Raw genomic sequence first — 20662 nt, forward strand, 5'->3', positions numbered from 1 at the left:
GTTGACTGCGCTCATGCCAACTTTCACCACGCCTCGCCGCGGCACCCGGCTGGCCGCCGCCTGCACCGTCGCCGCCGCCCTGATCGCCCCGGTGGCCGCCGCTCCGGCCGCCTCCGCGACCACCGCCGCGGGCACGACTCCGGTCACCGCTGCGGCGGCCGCGCCGGTCGCCACGGTTCCGGCACTGAACGTGCTGACGTACAACGTGTTCCTGATGAGCAAGAACCTGTACCCCAACTGGGGCCAGGACTACCGGGCCAAGGCCATCGCCGCGTCCGACGTCTTCCAGGGCCACGACGTGGTCGTGCTCCAGGAGGCCTTCGACAACGCCGCCTCCGACCTGCTCACCTCGCAGGCCTCCGCCGCGTACCCGTACCACACCCCGGTCGTCGGCCGGTCGACCGACGGCTGGGACGCCACCGGCGGCAGCTACACCTCCGCCTCCCCGGAGGACGGCGGGGTGACGCTGCTCAGCAAGTGGCCGATCCTGCGCAAGGAGCAGTACGTCTTCAAGGACGCCTGCGGCAGCGACTACTGGTCGAACAAGGGCTTCGTCTACGCGGTGCTGGACGTCAACGGCGTGCGCACCCACGTGGTCGGCACCCACCTGCAGTCCACCGACACCGGGTGCTCCGCGGGCCAGCCCGCCGCCGTCCGGGCGGCACAGCTCAAGGCGATGAAGGCGTTCATCGACGGCAAGAACATCCCGGCCGCCGAGCCGGTCCTGCTGGCCGGCGACCTCAACATCGACTCGCACGGCAGCGAGTACCCCTCGCTGCTCGCCAACGCCAACGTCGCACCGGCCACCACGCGCAACGGCTGGGCCGACTCCTTCGACACCGTCGACAACTCGATCGCCGCCTACCGCTACCCGGGCGAGCCCAAGGAGGACCTCGACTACGTCCTCTACCGTGCCGACCACGCGCAGCCGGCGAGCTACACCAACACGGTGGTGCGCTTCCACAGCTCGCCGTGGACGGTGAGCAGTTGGGGCAAGAGCTACACCTACACCGACCTGTCCGACCACTACCCGCTGTCGGCGGGCTGAGCGGGCGAACGACCACGCGCGCACGGCTGCGTGCACGGCTGCGTGGACGGCCGCGCGAAGGGTCGCGCGGACGGTGCCCCGGCCTGTGCTTCGCGCCGCGCCTCGGCCGATGCCTCAGCCGGTGCCGGTGAAGCGGCGGTAGGCCGGTCCGAGGGTGGTCTCCAGGGACCGCCCTCGGACGGTGATGCCGGACGGGCCCAGGCCGTCGAGGGCCGGGGCCGGTCCGGCCTCGTCGGCGGGCGGCGGTACGCGCCCCTGCCAGAAGGTGTCGAGGCACTCGGCCAACGGGCGGTCACCGGATGCGGGCCGGGGGGCGCGCCCGGACCTGGCAGCGCGTCCGGGCACCGCGGGGGGCTCTGGCACCACGGGGGGCTCTGGCACCGCGGGGGGCTCTGGCACCGCGGGGCGTCCAGGCACCGCAGGGCGTTCGGGCACCGCGGGGAGCTCAGGCATCACGGGGGTCACTCTCCGATCGCGTCGGCCGACAGGGTGAGCAGCTCGCGCAGCCGCTCGGTCGAGAGCTCGGCCAGCCACTGCTCGCCGCCGCCGATCACGGCGTCGGCCAGGCTGCGCTTCGCCGCGAGCAGACCGTCGATCCGCTCCTCGACGGTGCCGGCGCAGACCAGCCGCCGTACCTGAACGTCGCGGCGCTGCCCGATCCGGTGCGCCCGGTCGGTGGCCTGGTCCTCGACGGCCGGGTTCCACCAGCGGTCGAGGTGGATCACCTGGTTGGCGGCGGACAGGTTGAGGCCGGTGCCGCCCGCGCGGAGCGACAGCAGGAAGACCTTCGGCCCGTCCGGTCGTTGGAACCGTTCCACCAGCTCGTCCCGGCGCCCCTTCGGCACGCCGCCGTGCAGGTAGGCGACCTCCTCGCGCAGCCTTCGGCCCAGGTAGGGCTGGAGCATGGTGCCGAACTCCGCGTACTGGGTGAAGACCAGCGCCCGGTCCCCCTCGGCCAGCGCCTCCTCCAGCAACTCCACCAGCCGCTCGACCTTGCCCGAACGACCGGCCAACTCGGTACCGTCATGGAGGAGTTGGGCCGGGTGATTGCAGACCTGTTTGAGCCGGCCGATCGCCGCCAGCACCGCACCCTTGCGCTCCACCCCGCGGATGCCCGCCAGGCGTTGCAACAGGTCGGCGACCACCGCCCGGTACAGGCCCGCCTGTTCGGCGGTGAGGTTGCAGCGGACGGTGAACTCCTGCTTGGCGGGCAGGTCCTGGGAGATCAGCGGGTCGCTCTTGCTGCGACGGAGCAGGAAGGGCCCGGCCAGCCGCCGCAGCCTGGCCGCCACCTCGGCATTGCCGGACTGCTCGACCGGGATCGAGAACCGCTCCTTGAAGGACTCCGCACTGCCGAACAGCCCCGGATTGGCGAAGTCGAGGACGGCGTGCAGCTCGGCGAGGCGGTTCTCCACCGGTGTACCGGTGAGCGCGATCCGGGGGCCGGACCGCAGCGAGCGGACCGCCCGGGACTGCCGGGCCGCCGGGTTCTTGATGTGCTGCGCCTCGTCGGCGACGATCCGCCGCCAGCGGACCCGGCGCAGCTCGGCGACGTCGCGCTGGACCAGCCCGTACGTGGTGATCACGAGATCGGCGGACGTGTCGGGCGCGGTACGGTCCGCGCCGTGGTGGACGTGCACGCGCAGGCCCGGGGCGAACCGGGCGGCCTCCCGCTGCCAGTTGCCGACCAGCGACATCGGACAGACCAGCAGGACCGGACCGGTCGCGCCGCGCTCCTGCTCCAGGGCGAGCAGGGCGAGGGTCTGGACGGTCTTGCCCAGGCCCATGTCGTCGGCCAGCACGGCGCCCAGACCGAGCCGGCCGAGGGCGTCCAGCCAGGCCAGTCCCCGCCGCTGGTAGGGGCGGAGCGTCCCGGTGAAGCCGGCGGGCAGCTCGGGGACGCGGCTTGCGGGGCCGGGCCGGCCTGCCAGCAGCTCCCCGAGCGGACCGGCCGCGTGAACGGCGGTGACGGGCAGCCCGTCCACGGCCGCACGGTCGTCGACGGCCAGCCGGAGCAGCTCGGCCGGTGCCATCGTGCCGGTGCCGTGCTCGGCCAGGAACCGCACGGCGACGGCGAGTTGGGCCTGGTCCACCTCGATCCAGCGGCCGCGCAGCCGGACCAGCCCGCGCTGGGCCGCCGCCAGCTCGGCCAACTCCTCCTCGGTCAGGGTGAGTTCGCCGAGGGAGAGCTGCCACTGGAAGTCCAGCACGTCGTCCTGGTCGATGTGCGCGGTGCGCTTGACCGCGCCCGGCGCGGCGGCCGGGGCTGCGCTGAGGGCGAGCCCGAGCCGGGGGCGCCGCTGCCACCAGGCCGGGAGCAGCACGCCGAAACCGGCCCGGGCGAGGGCGGGAGCGGCCTCGCGCAGGAACCGCAGGGCGCCGTCGCGGTCGAGGTCGACGCCGGTGGGGCGGGCGCCCAACAGGGCGGTACCCAGTGGCGGGTGAACACGGGCGGCGCGCTCCAGCTCGGCGAGGTAGGCCGCCGCCGGGTCGGGGACGGTCCGGGCCAGGACGGCGTACCCCGCTTCCTCGGACCAGAGGTCGGCGGCGGGGACGACCACGGAGGGGCGGTCGACGGCCTGCACCAGCAGGTCGAGGCGCCAGACGTCGGCGGCCTTCCCGTCAGGGGTGTCGTGGCGGGCGTCCAGACCGAAGGAGTCCAGGCCGGACGCATCCAGGCCGGACGCGTCCGGTCCTGAGGCGTCCAGGTCGGGCGCGAGTGGCTCGGTGAGCCGGAGGTTGAGCCGGAGCGGACTGTCCGCGGGCCGGGTGCCGCGCCAGGCGGTGAGGCGTTCGGAGAGGTCCGCGGGCGGGGCCTGGCCGAGCAGGCCGTCGGCGGCGTGGAGGGCGGCCAGCCAGGGCTCGGCGGGCGGTTCGAGGTCCGCGAGGGCGGCCCGGGCCTCGCGGTCGACCAGGGTCTCCAGCAGGCCGGTGACCAGGTCGGCGCCGGTGGGCCCGGCCGCGGCGGGGGAACCGGCAGTGGAGGAGGCGGCCGTGGAGGAACCGGGTGCGGAGGAGCCGGGTGCGGAGGAGCCGGGTGCGGACGGCCGGTGCTCGGCGCGGCAGACGGGCGGGCAACCCGCCGCCAGCGCGGCCAGCTCACGGCGGGCCGGGGCGTCCGGGGCGGGCCGCCAGCGCGCGTACCACTCCCCCGGTGCCTCCTCGCTCAGGGCCGGCAGCAGCAGCCCCCGCCCGACCAGCCGCCAGGCGAGGTCGTGCACGGCGGAGAGCCAGCGCAGCGAGGCGCCGTAGGCCAGCTCGACCGACCCGGCGCCGGGGAGTTCGACGGTCGCACCCGGCCAGTGCGGGTCGTACAGCGCACCCAGCAGCTGGGCCGCCTCCGCGGCGTCGAACAGCAGGGACGGCACCCGCCACGGGCTCAGCACGACCCCGTGCGGCGCACGGCCGACCGGCAGGTCGGGCGAGGGGGTCGGCCGGTCACCGAGGGTCGGCAGGAGAAGCCCGGTCCAGCGCTCGGCGCCCTGGCCGGCCAGCCAGTCGAGCCCCGGCCCGATCGCCCCGAGCAGCCGCGCGACCTCCCCCGCGGTGCAGGCGTACGGATGCGCTCCGCCCTCCGCGCGGCGCGCCGCCGCCCGCCCGGTCCGGTACGCCTGCGCGTCCTCCGCCCAGAGCGCGAGGCGGCCGTCGGCTCGCCAGAGCGCGTGCAGGGCGTACATGGGCGGGCCTTCCGGACGAGACGGGGCGTGGCGGCACTGCGGTGGCAGTGGCATTTCCACCCTAACCGCGGGGTCCGACAAGGCGGCGGGGCGAGGTGGCCGACCGAACGGGACGGGGCAAGGTGGCCGAGCGAACGGGACGGGGCAAGGTGGCCGAGCGAACGGGACGGGCGGGCCCGGCCGTGCCCCACCATGGGTGGCGTGAGCGGTTGGCCACGCGATCGGTGCCGCTGCCGGACTCGGCGGAGGTCTGGCCCCCGCAGAGGTCGGGCTCCCGCGGCGCTCAGGATCCGGCGGCCGTCCGACCCCCGCGACGCTCGGGACCCCGCGGCGCCCAGGCCCCGGCGGCGCTCACACCCCCGTGGCCGTCCGGCCGAAGTGGTGGACTGCGAAGGCGCCGAAGAGGCGGGCGGCGGCCGGGTGGTGGGCGGCGCCGTCGCGGACGAGGCGCAGTTCGCGGTGGCAGCCCGGTTCGGCGAGCCGCACCCAGCGGAGAGGCGCCCGGACTTCCGAGGCACGCGCCATCGCGGGCAGCAGGGCGACGCCCATGCCCGCGGCGACCAGGTTGACGACGGCGCCGGGCTCGTCCCCCTCGCAGACGATCACCGGCTCCACGCCGGCCTGCGCGAAGAGCCGCTCGGCGAGGACCCGCTGCCAGTGGCCCCGGCTCGGGGTGACGAACGGTTCACCGTCCAGCTCGGAGACCGGGACCTCGTCCCGGCCCGCCAACCGGTGGCCTTCGGGCACCGCGAGCAGCACCTCCTCCCGCAGCAGCGGTTCGGACACCAGCCCCGGCCCCACGAGCGGCTGGGAGGCGACGCAGAGATCCACCTCCCGGGTGCGGAGCCGACGCACCATCGCATCGACGGAGGACTGCCGCACCCGTATCTCGACCTCGGGGTGAGCGGCCCGGAAGCGGGCCAGCAGGTCGGTGACGGTCAGCAGGGTCTCGGTGGCCAGCGTCACCCGGCCTCCCCCTTGCGCGAGCTCGGCCAACTCACGCTTGCCGTCGTCCAGTTCACGCAGGGCGCGGTCGACGCGGCGGAGGAAGGCCGCGCCGTGGTCGTTGAGGTGTATCCGTCGGCCGCGGCGGTCGAAGAGCAGGACGCCGAGCTCCGCCTCCAACCTGGCGATCGTCCGGCTCACCGAAGGCTGGGCAACGCGCAACTCCTCGGCGGCGCGGCTGATGTGACCGTGCCGGGCGACGACCTGGAAGCAGCGCAGAGCGAGCAGGTCCACCCCGTCGTCCCCCTTCGGCCGGGCCGGTTCTGATAACCGGTCAGGCATGATCTCATACCGGATTCGGTCTTGGCGCCGATGAGCGGAGTTCGCCTAGCCTCCGGACAGGGCCATCCGCCAGGACCGTCGAAGGAGACGCCACCATGCCCGCCAACTCCACTCCACCGTTCGAAAGTTATGTCGACGGCATCCTCGCGACCCTGCTCCGGCAACCCGGGCGGCCCGCGCTGGTCGGCGCCGACGGCCGCACCGTCACGGCCGGTGCGCTCCACGACGAGGTCCGCGCCACCGCCGCCGGCCTGGCCGCTCACGGCGTCCGGCGCGGAGACAGCGTGGCGTTCCTCACCGGCGACCTGCCGGAGGCCGTCGTCGCACGCTATGCCGCGAACCTGCTCGGCGCCCGGGTGCTCTTCCTGGGCGCGGGCATGTCCGCGGCGGTGCAGGCGGAGATCGTCGCGAGCGCGGACGCCACCGTGCTGCTGGTCGACCCGGCCTGTCAGGCCGCGGCCGGGGCACTGCTCGCACGGGTGCGGGTCCCGACGGTGCTCACGCTCGGCACCCCACTGCCGGGCACGGCCGTGGCCCCCGGCGCTGCCCACGTCGTTGCCCCGGAAGCCGCCCCCGGCGCCGACGCCTCCGTGGACCGTGTGCGGCCCGAGGACGACTGGTGCCTTCGCTTCACCGGGGGCACCACCGGGATCCCGAAGGGCATCCCCCTGACGCACGGGCCCTACCGGCAGCTGCTCGACCGGCTCGCCGGACGACTCCGGGCCGACGCGCCGCCCCGCGCCCTGGCCTGCACCTCCCTCGCACACATGGCCGGCATCCTCGCCGACGCGGCGCTGCTCGCCGGGGGCACCGTGGTGCTGCGGCCCGGCTTCGAACCGGGCGACGTCCTCACCGCGCTGGAGCGGGAGCGCATCACCGACCTGTGGCTGCTGCCACCGATGCTGTACGAGCTGCTGGACCACCCGACCGCAGCCGGCACCGACCTCTCCTCGCTGCGGCGGCTCTTCTACGGGGGCACGGTCGCCTCCGCCGAACGGCTGCGGCAGGCCGCGGAGGCCTTCGGGCCGGTGCTGCACGGCTGGTACGGGCAGACCGAGGCCGGGAACATCGCCGAGGTCGGGCCGGACGAGCACACGGTGACCGGCCCGGGCGGGCGGATCACCGCGGGCCGGCCGGACCCCGGGGTCGAGATCGAGGTCCGGGACCCGGCCGGGGCCGTCCTGCCCGCCGGCGAGAACGGGGAGATCCACGTCCGCACCCCCATGGTGATGAGCGGCTACTGGCGCCGCCCGGACCTCACCGCGGAGGTGCTGCACGAGGGCTGGGTCCGCACCGGGGACGTCGGCCACCTCGACGGCGCGGGCTACCTCCACCTGGTCGACCGGCTGAAGGAGATGGTCATCGTCGTGGGCGGGCACGTCTACCCGGCAGAGGTGGAACAGGCGCTTCTCACCCACCCCGCCGTCGCCCAGTGCTCCGCCTTCGGTGTCCAACGGGCCGATGGGAGCGAGGAGTTGCACGTCGCCGTGGTCCCGTCGGCCGTCGGCCCGCACCCGGACCGGCCACTGGTCCGCGCCTGGGTCACCGACCGGCTGGGCGCGATGTACGCGCCGGCCGCCGTCCACGTCCTGGACCGCCTGCCGCTCACCGACGCGGGCAAGCCCGACCGCAAACTGCTCCGCACCACGCTCGGCGGCTCCGGCGACCGGTAGGCCGGGCAGCGGCGGCAGCGGCGGCGGCGACGACAACGGCGGCGGCGGCGGTCGCAACGGCAGCAGTCGCCATGACGACTGGCGCAACGACGGCGGTCGCCAGGACGGCGAGAGGTCTGTCGACATCAAGTATCTTGACGTCGAGATTCATCTCCGGCAGGCTGCTCCCCGAGCACCACAACGGGGAAACGGGGAGTGGCAGGCCATGGGACGGAACGAGGGCGGGCTACTGGCACAGCTGCGCCGACCACCCGGAGGACGGGACGGGCGGATCATGCTGCTCGCCCAGTTCCTGGACCGGGCCGGATCGGGGGTCTGGGCGGCGGCCTCGGTACTGTACTTCACCTTCGTGACACGGCTGGACGCCCAACAGGTCGGCATCCTGCTGGGCGTCGCCGCCGTGGCGGGCATCGCCGGGTCGCCGCTGGCGGGGCAGCTCGCCGGACGGTTCACGGTTCGGGGACTGCTGATCTGGAGTCACCTGGTGCGACTGGGCGCGATGGTGCTGCTGCTGCTCTGCGACAGCTACGCCGCCCTGCTGCCCGTCATCGCCCTCGTCTGCCTGGCCGAACGCGCCGCCAAGACGCTGGAGATGCTCTTCGCCACGCGGGCGACGGGCGAGCGGCGCTCGACCTACCAGGCGCTCACCCGCAGCGCCGCCAACGCCGGGGTGGCACTGGGGGCCGGGGTCGCGGCGATCGGTCTGGCCGTGGGGACGGAGAACGCCTACCGGGCGCTGGTCCTGGCCAACGCGCTCTCGTACGCGGTGACCGCGGCCCTGGTGTGGCGCACCCGGGAGCCGCACGGCGGCGGGCGGGTGGCGGCGCAGGCCGGCGCCGGGCGGATGGCGGCGCAGGCCGGTGCCGGACCGGACACGGCCGCCGGAACCGCCGTCGAAACCGCCGCGGAAGGGCCGGCGCCCAGCCCCTGGCGGGACGGCGGCTACCTGCGCTTCGTCCTGCTCGACATCCCGATGTGCCTGGACGACTCGCTGCTCAACGTCGGACTGCCGCTCTGGCTGGTGAACCACACCTCGGCGCCGCACGCCTTCGTCCCGGTCTTCCTGGTGGTCAACACCGCACTGGTCGTCCTGCTCCAACTGCGGGTGTCGGCGCGGGCCGAGGGGCCGCACCGGGCGGCGGCCGCGGTGGCCCTGTACGGAGTGGCGATGCTCGCGACCTGCGTCGTCCTGGCGTTCGGCACCGGGGGCGGGGCCTGGAGCGCGTCGATCGCCCTGCTGGTCACGGCGGTCCTGGTGACCGCCGCCGAGCTGGTGCGGTCGGTGACCTCCTGGGAGCTGGCCGTCTCGCTCGCGCCCGACCGGGCCCGGGCGTCCTACCTGGGCGTGGCCGGCATGGCCCAGTCCATCCAGAAGTCCGCCGGACCGCTGCTGCTGACCGGCGTGGTGATGACGGCCGGCCCCGTCGGCTGGCTCGGGCTCGGGGCGGCGGTCGCCGGGCTCTCCGTCGTCCAGCGCCGGACCTGCGAACGGCGACTGGCGACCATGCGGCCCACCCCGGCGACGACGACGTCCGCCCCTGCGGAGGCCGGCAGCTCGGCTCCCGCGCCGGCCGCCGAGGCACACCCGGTCCGGCCGGTGAGATGACGTCCGGTCCGACCGGTGGGGCGGTCGGCGAAGCGGCGGACGGCACGGCGGACGGAGCGACCCCGGGGCCGGCGGCCCGCTCCGCGTCGGGCCGCTGCTGAGCCGGCCACCCGGACGGTTCACCCGACCGGGTTGTCTCCATCACTCGTTCGCACCTCTCCGGTGGCAAAACGGCCAAATCCACACGTTCGCATGCCAACGTTTGCAGGGCGTCCCCACAGGACGCCTCTTTGCCCGCCCGGGTCGGCCGTCCGGCCGCAGGGCCGGCCGAAGAGCTGGGAACACCTGGAAGGCATGAGATGTCTGTTCGTGGAACGCTCTGCAAGTTCGCCGTCACCGCGGTCCTGGCGGCTGCGGCCGCGGTCGCCGTGCCCACCACGGCGGTGGCGCACAGCGAGGCCCCGCAGCCCTCTTCGGCCTCCGGCCTCGCCACGGGCGCGGCCTCGGTCGGCCTCTTCGGCCCGAAGCTCGCCTGGCTGGAGGCGTTCAGCCGGAGCAACGGCTGACCTGCCGTTCCAGCGCCACCCGGACGCCCCGACCGCACCGAGCGGCCGGGGCGTCCGGCGTTCCGCCCCGTACCGATGTCAGGGGAGCTTGCCGAGGGCCTTCGTCATCAGGGCCTCGACCTGCCCTGCGGGCGGGAAGGGCCGTGATTCCGTCGCGAAGAACTCGACGAGGTACCCGCCCTTGGCGGTGGTGACCTTGTCCACGACGGCGGGTGCGTAGGTGATGCCGTTCTCGGTACAGGTGTAGGTCTCACGACGGGCCACCACGTCGCCGCCGATCGCCGGGGCCGGCAGGGGCTTGACGGTCACCTCACAGCTCTGGGGGTCGCCGCTGAACTTGATCTTCGCGGTGAACGACGGGCACCCGCTCAACTGGTCCCGGACGGACTGCATCGTCCGGGCCACCTCGGCGGCGTCGGCCTCCTTGAGCTGCTCGTTGAACGAGTACCGCTCCGCCGCACCGGCGGCCGACTTGTAGAAGAACTCCGCGGTGTCGTCCTGCGTGTGCTTCCAGCGGGTTTCGCGGTTGCGCGCCTCGCAGGGCCAGGTGCCCCCGACGGGGCGCCCGTAGCCCATGTCCCCCGCGCCGGAGTTCTCGTAGTACCCGGACGGCATGTCGCTCTTGTGCAGCAGCTTCGCCCGGATGGTGCTGGTCTCGGAGAAGTAGGGCACGGCGAAGGCCACCCCCAGCGCGGCGGCCCCCGCGAGGAGCGACGCGGTGATCACCGGCCACGTCCGCCGCCGCGGCCGCCCCGCGGAGTCCGTCGTGTCCGCGGGGTCAGCGGGGTCCGACGGGTCAGCGGCGGACACCTCGGGCACAGTGACGTGCGGTGCGGGCACGGCAGCGGGCACTACGGCGGGCAGGGTCGGCCCGGCGGCAGGCGGTACCGGCAGGGTCGGCCCGGTGACGGACTGCGCCGGAACGGTGGGCCCGGCGTACGCGTCGATGACGCCCGGAGCCCCGGTACTGCCCGCCGCTGGTACGGGGGCCGGGGCCACCGGCCCGGTCACGAAGGCGGCGGGTCCGGGAGAAGGAGCCGGAGCAGGAGCGGCGGGTACGGGTACGGGTACGCCGGCCGCCGGGACCGCCGGGACCGCCGGATCCGCCGACCCGGGAACGGGCGCGGCGGCCGCCCGGCCCAGCAGCGCGGCGGCCTCGTGGAAAGAGAGCCTGCGCAGCGGGTCCTTCGTCATCAGGCCCTCGATCACGGGCGCGAGCGCCCCCGCCCGCCGCGCAGGCGGCGCCTCGTCCGAGACGACGGCCAGCAGCGAGGCGGTCGGGGTGGCGCGCTGGAACGGGGACAGGCCCTCGACCGCCTGGTACAGCGAGACGCCGAGCGAGAAGAGGTCCCCGGCCGGTCCGTCGTCCTGGCCATGGATCCGCTCCGGCGCCATGTACTCGATCGACCCGATGACGGCGCCGGTCGCGGTGAGCGCGGTGTCCTCGTGCCGCAGGGCGATGCCGAAGTCGGTGAGCAGCACCTGGCCGTCGTCGGCCAGCATGATGTTGGCCGGCTTCACGTCCCGGTGGACGATGCCCGCCGCGTGCGCCGCGCCCAGCGCCGACAGCACCGCGGCACCGATCCGGGCCACCGTCTCCGGCGCCAGCGGTCCGTCCGCCGCCAGCCGGTCCGCCAGCGAGCCCCCGGTGATCAGCTGCATCACCGTCCACGGCACGCCGTCCGCCACGAGCACGTCGTGCACCGCGACGACGTGCGGGTGGTCGCGCAGCCGGGCGGCGCTGCGGGCCTCCCGCTGCGCCCGGACCAGCCGCTCGTCGGCCTGGGCCGGACTCATCGAAGGGGCCAGCCAGACCTGCTTGACGGCGACGTCGACGTGCAGGGCGGTGTCGGTCGCCTGCCAGACCTGCCCGAACCCACCGGCCCCCAGACGCCGGACCAGCCGGTATCGCCCGGCGATGACCAGCCCCTCGTACGCCCCTTCGCCCGCCACCCCGTCGCCCACGGCTGCCACCGCATATCCCCTCGTCGACCGGCGTCATGATAGCGAGCGGCCGTCATTCCCCCGTCACGAAGGCCATTTCACAACGCCGGTGCCCGATCGAGCGGCGACATCGGTCAGTCGGCCGCAGCCACGGCCGGGTCGTCGCCCGCTCTGCCCTTCGGTGGGGCGTTCGGCGTCGTCCGAAAACCCCTTGCTCGCCGGTCCGCCCGCTTGGTGGGATGCAGGGGCTTCGACGGCGGGAGGGGACAGCTTGGCGGTGTTCGGGTGTGCGGGCTGCGGTGCGGTCCTGACGGCGGCGGTGTCGGAGGTGGCGTTGCCGATCCACCTGGCCGACACCCACTGGGAGACGCTGCACCCACCGCTGCTGGAGGCCGGGTCCTACGCCGTCGACCCCGCACCGTTCGGGCCGCCGTGGCGGCAGTGGGACGAGGCCGGGGCCCGCGAGGCGGCGGCGCGGGGGCGCTTCGAGCCGTTCGGCGTGCTGTCCGACGGGCCGTCGGACACCGTTCTCCTCGCGCCCGGCGACATGCGCAACACCGGGCTGATCCTCGAACGGGCCGATGGCTACTGCATGGGGATCGACGGGAGGGACGGGCCGAACCTCGCCTGCCTGGGCTGCGATCTGCCGGTGGGAACGAGGTTGGACGACTGCGGGTGCTGGCAGGTCGTCCGGCTCGTCCCGGAGGCGGTCGTGCGGCTGCCCGGCCCGCCGGAGCGGCCGATCATGGGTTGGGCGGAGCTGCTGGCCACCGGCGCGCTGTGGCACCGGCTGAGCGAGTACCGGGACATCCCGGCGGGCGTGGCTCTCGCCCAGGTGGTGGTGGCCGCCGGGGGCGCGCCGGTCGAAGTGGCACCCGGGCCGGTGGCGGAGCTCCTCGGCCGGGCACTCGGCGCGCTGCTTCCCGCAGGGGAGAGCGCGAAGAGGCTGGACCTGGCGGGACCGGGGCTCGGCGAGCCGGCCGCCGACCTGGTGCTGGTGCCGGTCCACCCGCAGACCGGAGACATGTGGCAGCCGCAGGCCGGGGCGGTGCCGGTACCCATGGATGCCGCGCTCTGGGCCGAGCTCGCCTTTCCTCCACACCGGACCCGGCTGCCGGTGGTCGGCGGGCTGCCGGCAGGCGTGGCGCGGGACGACCCGCTGCCGCCGCACCCGTGGTACCCGTTCCAGCCGTCCACGGAGGCGTTCCGGTACACGCTCGCGCGGATTCCCGCCGTCCGGGAACCGTGGCTGCGGGCGATCTACGACCGAGGATGCTGACGCGGCACGTTCTCCGGAAGGCCGGGCGGGACAGGATTGTCGGGGTCTCCGTGGGCTCGCCGCCGCTCCGTCATCTCCGCGAGTCCATCGGCGTAGACGTCATCCTCCGGCCACGGGTGCGGGGTACGGAGGAAACCGGTGGCGGATCGCTGAGGCCTGGGCACGCCGGGCCGGAACTCCGACGGCGCGGAGCTGGTCGAGCAGCGACGACCGGCCGCCACCCGCTCGCCGTCGAGGGCTCTCCGGATCCCCCTGCCGACATGTCCCCGGAGGGTCACCACCGGAGCCGTCCGCTCTGATCCGTACCGGACGCCGGTGACCCGTTTGGCGGAGACACCCGAATGCCTCATCTGGCAAGCGGTGGAGGGTATTTGGTCCTACGTTGCCGTTCGAGGGGGTTACCCGACCGAGAGGTGAAGGACCTGATGGCTGGAAAGTTCGAGCTGTACACCGACGAGACCGGCATGCACCGGTTCCGGCTCAAGGCGAGCAACGGCTCCGTCGTGGTCACCGGAGACCCGCAGGAGAGCCGGGACGACTGCATCAAGAGCATCGAGTCGATCCGCAAGCTCGCGCCCTACGCGGAGCTCAAGGAATCGGCGGCCGGTCCGGCCTGAGCGGTCGGGCTCCCGCCGCTGGCGGCGGGATGAGGGTGGAGCGCGGGTCGGCGGCACAAATCGCCGACCCGCGTTCGTTTGTACGACAGATCCCTTTGGCCGTGTGCACGCCGGACCCGGACACAACTCAGGCATGCGCGTCGCCATCGTCACCGAATCCTTCCCTCCCGAGGTCAACGGAGTCGCCCACAGCGTGCTGCGGACGGCCGAGCACCTGGTCCGCCGGGGCCACCAGCCACTCGTCATCACCCCGGCTCCCGCGCGAGGCGCCGACTGCCCTCCGCACACCTTCGGGGCCGGACCGGCCGCAGCCGAACTGCCGGTCGTCCGCGTCCCCTCCGTCCCGCTGCCCGGGTACCCGCAGGTGCGGATCGCCCTGCCCGGCCGGCAGCTCACCGCCGCCGTCGCCGGGCACCGGCCCGACCTGGTCCACCTGGCCAGCCCGTTCGTGCTCGGCGCGCGCGGCATGCAGGCCGCCGCACGGCTCGGCGTCCCCGCCGTCGCCGTCTACCAGACCGACCTCGCCGGCTACGCGCACGCCTACCGGGCCGGGCGCCGGCTCGGCGAGGCCGCGGCCTGGCACCGCATCCGCACCATCCACCGGGCCGCCGCCCGCACCCTCGCGCCGTCGACCCCGGCGGCGCAGGACCTCACCGCGCACGGCGTGCCCAGGGTCCAGCTCTGGCCGCGCGGGGTCGACTCGGTCCGCTTCCACCCGCGCCACCGCGACGAGGCGCTGCACCGGACGCTCGCCCCCGGCGGGGAGGTGCTGGTCGGGTACGTCGGCCGGCTCGCGCCCGAGAAGCGGGTCGACCTGCTGGCCGCCGCCTCGGCACTGCCCGGGGTACGGGTCGTCGTCATCGGGGACGGGCCGTCCGCCGCCGGGCTCAGGGCCGCGATGCCCGGCGCGGTCTTCCTCGGCCGCCGGACCGGCGACGACCTCGCCCGCTGCTTCGCCACCCTGGACGTGTTCGTGCACACCGGTCCGCTGGAGACCTTCTGCCAGACCATCCAGGAGGCGATGGCCAGCGGCGTCCCGGTGATCGGCCCGGCCGTCGGCGGGCCGCTCGACCTCGTCGCCCACCACCGGACCGGCCTGCTGGTCCCGCCCCGGGACGGCGCCGCCGTCGCCCGGGCGGTCGGGACCCTGGCCGCCGACGCCGCCCTGCGGGCCCGTTACGGGAACGCCGGGCGGGCGGAGGTGACCGCCCGTACCTGGGAGGCGGTCGGGGACCTGCTGCTGCGGCACTACGCGGAGGTGCTGGCGGAGCACCGGGGAGTCGCTCCGGCGGCGGCCGCCGAGGCCCCGCCGGCCGTGCCCGTGCCGACCGTACCGGCCGCACCGACCGCGGCGCCTGCCCCGGACGTACCTGCCGTTGCGGCCGCGCCGGCCTCCCCGGTGGTGGAGGAGCTGACGGCATGACCGGACACGGAGGCCCGCTGCGGATCGTCCGGGTGGCGAACTTCGTCACCCCCGTCTCCGGCGGACTGCGCACGGCGCTGCGCCACCTCGGGGCCGGCTACCGCGCCGCCGGGCACGTCCCGGTGCTCGTCGTGCCCGGCGCGCGGCGTACCGAGGAGGAGACCGAGCAGGGCCTGGTCGTCACCCTGCCCGGGCCCGTCCTGCCCGGCAGCGGCGGCTACCGGGTGCTCACCGACCGGCAGGCCGTCACCCACGAGCTCACCCGGCTCGCGCCCGACCGGCTGGAGGTGTCCGACCGCACCACCCTGCGCTGGACCGGCGGGTGGGCGCGGCGGCACGGCGTCCGCTCGGTCATGGTGTCGCACGAGAGCGCCGCCGGACTGCTCCGCACCTGGGGCCTGCCCGCCCCGCTCGCCGGGGCCGCCGCCGACCGGCTCAACGGTCTGACGGCGCGGGCGTACGACACGGTGGTCTGCACGACGGACTGGGCGGCGGCCGAGTTCCGCCGCCTGGGCGTGCGGAACCTGGCGCGCGCACCGCTCGGTGTGGACCTCACCGGGATGCGGCCCCCGACGGACGCGGAGCGGGCGGCGGAACGGGCCCGGTACGCGGAGCCGGGGCAGGTGCTCCTGGTGCTCTGCTCACGGCTCTCCACCGAGAAGCACCCCGAGCGGGCGGTCGACGCGCTCGCCGTGCTGCGTGCCCGCCGGGTCCCGGCCGTCCTCGTGGTGGCGGGCACCGGGCCGCTCCGCCCGCGGCTCGCCGCCCGGGCCGCCCGGCTCCGGCTGCCCGTGCACTTCCTCGGGCACGTCGGCGGCCGCGACGCGCTGGCCCGGCTGCTCGGCTGCGCCGACGTGGTGCTCGCCCCGGGACCGGTCGAGACCTTCGGGCTCGCCGCGATGGAGGCGCTCGCCTGCGGCACGCCGGTGGCGGTCAGCCGCTCCTCGGCGCTCCCCGGGCTGGTCGGGCCGGCAGGCGTGGCCGCCGCGGACACCGGCGCGGGCTTCGCGGAGGCCGTCGCCACGCTGCTCGCCCGCCCCGAGGCGGCCCGGCGCCGTACGGCGCGCGCCCAGGCGGAACAGTACGGCTGGCCCGCCGCCGTCACCGCCTTCCTGGCCGCCCACGGCGCGAGGCCACTCGGCGCGGGAACGGACGGCGCGGGGACCGACGGCGCGGGAACGGACGGCGCGAGGGCCTACGGCGCGGGAACGGAGCAGGCCGGGATGGATGGCGCCGGCGGGGACACCGCCTCGGCGTCCCGGGCAGGCGAGGCGGGCCGGTAGCGCATGGGAAGTCGGACGGGCCGACTTCCTGCTCCCGGTGCCCCCCGGGGGCCGCTGCCCGGAGAGGCGAGGCAGGACCGGAGTGGGACGTCGGACCCGCCGACTTCCCACTCCGGCGGTGAGGGACGCGGAGTCAGGAGGCAGGCAGTGAGCACGGTGACGGTCGGGGACGCGGTCGGGGGCGGGGGCGGTGCGGCGGTTCCGGGCGGAGCCCGGGGGCCGGGAGGGCGACGGGTGGCCGGGCCCGTCCGGTTCGTGGCGCTCGGGGACTCCCTCACGGAGGGGGTCGGCGACCCGGTGGCCGGCGGGTGGCGGGGCTGGGCCGCGTTGCTCGCACGGTCGCTGGCGCCGGCCGGGGCCGGCGTCGAGTTCACCAATCTGGCGCGCAGCGGCGCCCTCAGCACCGATCTGACGGCGGAGCAGCTGCCCGTCGCCCTGGCGCTGCGCCCGGCGGTGGCGGCCGTGGTCGTCGGAGGCAACGACACCCTGCGGGCCGGGTTCGACGTCGGCCGCACCGCGCGGGAGCTGGACACCACCTTCCGTGAGCTGGCCCGCACCGGCGCGCTGGTGCTCACCGCGTGCCTGCCCGACCCGGGCACGCTGCTGCGGCTTCCGCAGCCGCTCGCCCGTCCGCTGGCCCGCCGGATGCGCGCGGTCAACACGGTGGTGCACGCGCTCTCGGCCCGTCACCGGACCGTCCACCTGCACATCGCCGAGCTGCCGTGGACGGCGCGGCGGCAGCTGCTGAGCGTGGACCGGCTCCACCCGAGCGCCGAGGGGCACCACCTGATCGCCCGCGGCTTCCACGACCTGCTCACCGCCGCCGGCCGCCCGCTCGGACCGGCCCCCGCCACCGAACCCGCCGAGCCCCCGCCGGGCGCGCTGGCGGACCTGTGGTGGATGGCGACCCGGGGCACCCGCTGGGTCTCCGACCGCAGCACCGATCTGCTCCCCGGCCTGCTCGCACTGGCCGCCGTCGAGGGTTTCACCCGGCTCCGCGGGGCCACCGGCCGCCAGGACGAGCAGATGGTTCGCGCGGCGGCCGCGGCGCTCGCCTCGCTCGGCCGGGCCGGGGCGGGGGATCCGTCGGCCGGCTGCCTGAAGCTACCCTCCTGACGGGCACGGTCACGATCAGAGGCGCTGCGATCAGCGCCACGTACGGAGGGGGCCGCCGAATGAGCGGATCGGTCACGGCAGTCAGCAGCAACGGCGAGTACTCGTTCACCAAGCCCAACCGGGCCGCCATCACCCTGCTCGCCGGGCTCGGTGTGGAGGGGGACGTCCAGGCCGGGGTCACGGTCAGGCACCGCTCGCGGGTCGCGCAGGACCCGACCCAGCCCAACCTGCGGCAGGTCCACCTCGTCCACGAGGAGCTCTTCGCCGAGGTGGGCGCGGCCGGCTTCGCCGTACGGCCGGGCGATCTCGGCGAGAACGTCACCACCCGGGGCGTCGACCTGCTCGGCCTGCCCGTCGGAGCGCTGCTGCGGATCGGCGGCGAGGCGGTCGTCGAGGTCACCGGCCTGCGCAATCCGTGCGCCCAGATCGACAACTTCCAGGACGGGCTGCTGAAGCAGGTCGTCGGCCGGGACGAGGCCGGGAACGTCGTCCGCAGGGCCGGCATCATGGGCGTCGTCCGGACCGGCGGCGTGGTCCGGCCCGGCGACGCTATCGCCGTGGAGCTGCCGGAAGGGCCGCACCGGCCCCTCGAACGGGTCTGACGGCGGGTTCGGCCCGCGGGTCGGCGGGGAACCGTCGGGGTGGGCGGGGCTGTCCTGCCAGGCGGGCGGGCGGGGGTCGTCCACCCGGTTCGACGGAGGGACTTGCCGTGGTGACGTCGGAGTCTGCGGGCGGCCTGGACGGTCGTGCGGGACGCGAGTTGCTGGCCGCCGCCGGAGTGCTGTTCCCGGACGCGCAGGGCCGGGTGCTGGTCGTCCGGCTGCCGTACGACCGGAAGCATCCGCTGGCGGTCTCCGGCGGCGGATGGGAGCCGCGGGACCTCTCCCCGCGCCGGACGGCCGTGCGGGAGATCGAGGAGGAGCTGGGGTTCACCCCCAGGCTCGGGCCGTTGGCCTGCATCGACTGGACGCTCGACGACTATCGGCCGCCGGTCGCCGCACACCTCTACTGGGGTGACCCGCTCACCCCCCAGGAGCTGGCCGCGTTCACGCCGGACCCGGCGGAGGTCGGCGGCTGGGCGTGGCTGACACCGGAGCAGGCGGGCCACGCCCTGCCGCCGCGGCTCTCCCGCCGGGTGAGCGCCTGCCTGCGGGCGCCGCGGGACGCCGGGCCGCTCGAACTCGAGGACGGCATGCCCGCCGGGCACACCCTCGACCACCTGGCGGCCGGGCCGCCGCCCGCGTACACCCGGCTGGCCGGGGTCACGCTCACCGGCACGCCCGACCTGCCCCCGGCGGAGCCCGCCGCTCCCCCGCTGGACCGGGAGACGTTCATCGCCACCCGCCCACGGATCCGGGCCAAGGCGCGGACGCTGTTCACCGACGCGGACGGGCGGGTGCTGCTGGTGCGGCTGCGCCCGTGGCCGGGCCCGGGCGGCGAGGAGCCGTACTGGGTGCTGCCCGGCGGCGGCATCGAGGCGGACCGCGAGCTGCCCCGGGCCGCGGCCCGGCGCGAGGTCCGCGAGGAGCTGGGCTGGGAGTGCGAACCGGGCCGGCTGCTGGCCCTCGACTGGCTGCCCGGACGGGACGCGGACCGGGCGAGCGGCCGGGACACCGCCGTCCTGGTGTACGTCTTCGACGGCGGGACGGTGACGGAGGAACAGCTCGCCTCGATCGCCCTGGCCGAGGACGAGCTGGTCGAGTGGCAGCTCTGCGACCCGGCCCGGGCCCGGGCGCTGCTGTCCGGCTCCTCCTGGGCCCGGACGGCGGCCGCCCTCGCCACCCGCGCCCGCGCGGGCGGCCCGGCCGAACTGGTCGGCGGGCGGCCTGCGGACTGACGGCGGGCTGACGGAGGGCTGGCGGAAGGCGGCTACCGGCGGGCGGCTGACGCGGGCTGATGGAGGGCGGCGGCCTGCGGACGGCCGGCCCGCGGTCAGCCGTCGCATGCGCCTGGAGGCGGACGGGCCTGCGGGCGCACGCGACGGCTGACCGGCGCGCGCAGCGCCGCGCGCTCCGACGGCGGGCGGACGGGCGCGCCGACGGCGGGCGGACGGAGGCGGGCGGGCGGAGGCGGACCGCCGGACCGCCGGAGTACCGGACCGCTGGACCGCTGGACCGCTGGACCGCCGGACCAGAACGGTGTTCCTGGTCCACACTGGGCCCATGCAGAACGCGATCGGGAGGGTACTGGCCGGCCGCCGGGTGGCGGCGGTCGGCGGCGGCGGCTGGCTCGACATCACGCTCGACGGGCCGGTGACCGTCCGGGTGGCGCACGAGTTCGTGTTCGCGACGCCCACCGAGGTGGACCACTTCTTCCCCGCCCTGACCCTCCGCCCGTCCGGCGCGCTGCTCGGCCTGGTGGGCCGGACGCTCGGCGCCGCCCGGGTGACCATGGCGGGCGGGCTGGAGCTGGCCTTCGACGGTGACGCCGTGCTGTCCGTGCCGCCGCACGCGCAGGTCGCGCCCTGGAGCGTCGTCACGCCCGAGGGCACCGTCTGCGCGGGGCTGGCGGGCGGCGAGGTGGCGTGGGCGGGCGACCAGGCGACGCCCAGCGGGTGAGCCCGGAAGTCCCGGGTCGGCCCGGGCGTCCCGGGTCGGCCCGGGCGTCCCGGGTCGGCCCGATGCAGCCCTGGCAGGCCCCGGTCAGCCCGGGCCGGACCGGCCGACGCCACCGGCCGTCCGGCCCACGCCACCGGCCGACGCCACCGACCGGCCGGTCCCCGCGCCGCGCGACGCGGGGGCCGGCCGCCGGGACGGGCGGCCGGGTCGGCAGCACCGCCCGACGCGTCAGACCTCCAGTTCGTTCTCGATCTTCGTCAGCTGGTGCCGGGCCATCGCCAGGTTGGCGCGACCCTTGTCCAGCGCGAGGTAGAGGAACAGGCCCTTGCCCCCGCGGCCGGTGAGCGGGCGGATCAGGTGGTACTGGCTGCTGAGGGTGATGAGGATGTCCTCGATACCGTCCTGCAGCCCGAGCATGTCCATCGTGCGCATCTTGGCCCGGACCACGTCGGTGTTCCCGGCCGCGGCGACGTTGAGGTCGAACCCTCCGGGGCCGTCGAGGGTGGCGAGGGCCATGCCGCTGTTGTAGTCGACGAGGGCTGCGCCGAGGGCGCCCTCGATCGCGGTCATGGTCTGCTTGAGCGCGCCGGCTGCGTCCGTCATGTCGGTTTCTCCAGTTCGTTCGGAAGATCGGAAGGGTGGGGA

17 protein-coding genes are annotated in these 20662 nt (G+C 75.6%); 12 read left to right on the forward strand and 5 right to left on the reverse strand.

What is annotated here, in order from left to right:
- The first annotated feature begins 13 nt into the window (after nucleotides 1–13).
- On the forward strand, nucleotides 14–1048 hold the full coding sequence (gene sph, locus J5Y04_RS15070) for a sphingomyelin phosphodiesterase (protein WP_209412510.1): 1035 nt from the start codon (nucleotides 14–16) through the stop codon (nucleotides 1046–1048).
- Between the two features lie 114 nt (nucleotides 1049–1162).
- On the opposite strand, the gene J5Y04_RS15075 is transcribed toward sph, so the two are convergent.
- The 3 genes from J5Y04_RS15075 to J5Y04_RS15085 form a co-directional block, all read right to left on the reverse strand.
- Nucleotides 1163–1333, reverse strand: a complete 171-nt coding sequence (locus J5Y04_RS15075) for a hypothetical protein (RefSeq protein ID WP_209412511.1) — start codon at nucleotides 1331–1333, stop codon at nucleotides 1163–1165.
- 176 nt (nucleotides 1334–1509) lie between these two features.
- Entirely contained in the window at nucleotides 1510–4725 is a 3216-nt protein-coding gene (locus J5Y04_RS15080) for an SNF2-related protein (protein ID WP_209412512.1), read from the reverse strand.
- 351 nt (nucleotides 4726–5076) lie between these two features.
- Complete coding sequence (locus J5Y04_RS15085; protein WP_209412513.1) at nucleotides 5077–5964, reverse strand: LysR family transcriptional regulator; 888 nt, start codon at nucleotides 5962–5964, stop codon at nucleotides 5077–5079.
- 143 nt (nucleotides 5965–6107) lie between these two features.
- On the opposite strand from J5Y04_RS15085, the gene J5Y04_RS15090 reads away from it, so the two are divergent.
- The 3 genes from J5Y04_RS15090 to J5Y04_RS15100 all read left to right on the forward strand — a co-directional run bounded on the left by J5Y04_RS15090 (nucleotide 6108) and on the right by J5Y04_RS15100 (nucleotide 9797).
- On the forward strand, nucleotides 6108–7685 hold the full coding sequence (locus J5Y04_RS15090) for a class I adenylate-forming enzyme family protein (protein WP_209412514.1): 1578 nt from the start codon (nucleotides 6108–6110) through the stop codon (nucleotides 7683–7685).
- 205 nt (nucleotides 7686–7890) lie between these two features.
- A complete protein-coding gene (locus J5Y04_RS15095; protein ID WP_209412515.1) occupies nucleotides 7891–9291 on the forward strand; it encodes an MFS transporter in 1401 nt (466 codons plus the stop codon).
- A gap of 299 nt (nucleotides 9292–9590) precedes the next feature.
- Nucleotides 9591–9797 carry a hypothetical protein gene (locus J5Y04_RS15100; RefSeq protein ID WP_209412516.1) on the forward strand — a complete coding sequence of 69 codons (207 nt, stop codon included), beginning with the start codon at nucleotides 9591–9593 and terminating at the stop codon, nucleotides 9795–9797.
- A gap of 78 nt (nucleotides 9798–9875) precedes the next feature.
- Here the strand turns inward: J5Y04_RS15100 and J5Y04_RS15105 are convergent, their stop codons facing one another.
- Complete coding sequence (locus J5Y04_RS15105) at nucleotides 9876–11771, reverse strand: serine/threonine-protein kinase (protein WP_209412517.1); 1896 nt, start codon at nucleotides 11769–11771, stop codon at nucleotides 9876–9878.
- A gap of 241 nt (nucleotides 11772–12012) precedes the next feature.
- Between J5Y04_RS15105 and J5Y04_RS15110 the strand changes: the two genes are divergently transcribed.
- The 8 genes from J5Y04_RS15110 (at nucleotide 12013) to J5Y04_RS15145 (ending at nucleotide 20017) form a co-directional block, all read left to right on the forward strand.
- Nucleotides 12013–13020 (forward strand): hypothetical protein, encoded by a 1008-nt coding sequence (locus J5Y04_RS15110; protein WP_209412518.1) that lies wholly within the window; start codon nucleotides 12013–12015, stop codon nucleotides 13018–13020.
- A 425-nt stretch (nucleotides 13021–13445) separates the two neighbouring features.
- Complete coding sequence (locus J5Y04_RS15115; protein WP_148641405.1) at nucleotides 13446–13637, forward strand: DUF1508 domain-containing protein; 192 nt, start codon at nucleotides 13446–13448, stop codon at nucleotides 13635–13637.
- 133 nt (nucleotides 13638–13770) lie between these two features.
- On the forward strand, nucleotides 13771–15060 hold the full coding sequence (locus J5Y04_RS15120) for a glycosyltransferase family 1 protein (RefSeq protein WP_209412519.1): 1290 nt from the start codon (nucleotides 13771–13773) through the stop codon (nucleotides 15058–15060).
- Nucleotides 15057–16343: a glycosyltransferase gene (locus J5Y04_RS15125; RefSeq protein WP_209412520.1), complete on the forward strand. Its 1287-nt coding sequence runs from the start codon at nucleotides 15057–15059 to the stop codon at nucleotides 16341–16343. Before J5Y04_RS15120 ends, J5Y04_RS15125 begins: the two co-directional genes overlap by 4 nt.
- Before the next feature lie 234 nt (nucleotides 16344–16577).
- Nucleotides 16578–17459 carry an SGNH/GDSL hydrolase family protein gene (locus tag J5Y04_RS15130; RefSeq protein ID WP_307853120.1) on the forward strand — a complete coding sequence of 294 codons (882 nt, stop codon included), beginning with the start codon at nucleotides 16578–16580 and terminating at the stop codon, nucleotides 17457–17459.
- A gap of 59 nt (nucleotides 17460–17518) precedes the next feature.
- A complete protein-coding gene (locus tag J5Y04_RS15135) occupies nucleotides 17519–18061 on the forward strand; it encodes an MOSC domain-containing protein (protein ID WP_209412522.1) in 543 nt (180 codons plus the stop codon).
- Nucleotides 18062–18171: 110 nt separating this feature from the next.
- Nucleotides 18172–19296, forward strand: coding sequence for an NUDIX domain-containing protein (locus tag J5Y04_RS15140; RefSeq protein WP_209412523.1), 1125 nt, complete (start codon nucleotides 18172–18174; stop codon nucleotides 19294–19296).
- Nucleotides 19297–19621: 325 nt separating this feature from the next.
- Entirely contained in the window at nucleotides 19622–20017 is a 396-nt protein-coding gene (locus tag J5Y04_RS15145) for a DUF6188 family protein (RefSeq protein WP_209412524.1), read from the forward strand.
- Between the two features lie 228 nt (nucleotides 20018–20245).
- On the opposite strand, the gene J5Y04_RS15150 is transcribed toward J5Y04_RS15145, so the two are convergent.
- Entirely contained in the window at nucleotides 20246–20620 is a 375-nt protein-coding gene (locus J5Y04_RS15150) for a hypothetical protein (RefSeq protein ID WP_148641412.1), read from the reverse strand.
- Nucleotides 20621–20662 lie beyond the last annotated feature (42 nt).

Source organism: Kitasatospora sp. RG8 (assembly GCF_017813315.1).
GTDB lineage: Bacteria > Actinomycetota > Actinomycetes > Streptomycetales > Streptomycetaceae > Kitasatospora.

Excerpts from the sequence above, each read along its gene's own strand:
- J5Y04_RS15150 (WP_148641412.1), bottom strand. The coding sequence starts at position 20,620 with ATGACGGACGCAGCCGGCGCGCTCAAGCAGACCATGACCGCGATCGAG.
- sph (WP_209412510.1), top strand. The coding sequence starts at position 14 with ATGCCAACTTTCACCACGCCTCGCCGCGGCACCCGGCTGGCCGCCGCC.
- J5Y04_RS15090 (WP_209412514.1), top strand. The coding sequence starts at position 6,108 with ATGCCCGCCAACTCCACTCCACCGTTCGAAAGTTATGTCGACGGCATC.
- J5Y04_RS15115 (WP_148641405.1), top strand. The coding sequence starts at position 13,446 with ATGGCTGGAAAGTTCGAGCTGTACACCGACGAGACCGGCATGCACCGG.
- J5Y04_RS15145 (WP_209412524.1), top strand. The coding sequence starts at position 19,622 with ATGCAGAACGCGATCGGGAGGGTACTGGCCGGCCGCCGGGTGGCGGCG.
- J5Y04_RS15120 (WP_209412519.1), top strand. The coding sequence starts at position 13,771 with ATGCGCGTCGCCATCGTCACCGAATCCTTCCCTCCCGAGGTCAACGGA.
- J5Y04_RS15080 (WP_209412512.1), bottom strand. The coding sequence starts at position 4,725 with ATGTACGCCCTGCACGCGCTCTGGCGAGCCGACGGCCGCCTCGCGCTC.
- J5Y04_RS15095 (WP_209412515.1), top strand. The coding sequence starts at position 7,891 with ATGGGACGGAACGAGGGCGGGCTACTGGCACAGCTGCGCCGACCACCC.
- J5Y04_RS15125 (WP_209412520.1), top strand. The coding sequence starts at position 15,057 with ATGACCGGACACGGAGGCCCGCTGCGGATCGTCCGGGTGGCGAACTTC.
- J5Y04_RS15100 (WP_209412516.1), top strand. The coding sequence starts at position 9,591 with ATGTCTGTTCGTGGAACGCTCTGCAAGTTCGCCGTCACCGCGGTCCTG.
- J5Y04_RS15135 (WP_209412522.1), top strand. The coding sequence starts at position 17,519 with ATGAGCGGATCGGTCACGGCAGTCAGCAGCAACGGCGAGTACTCGTTC.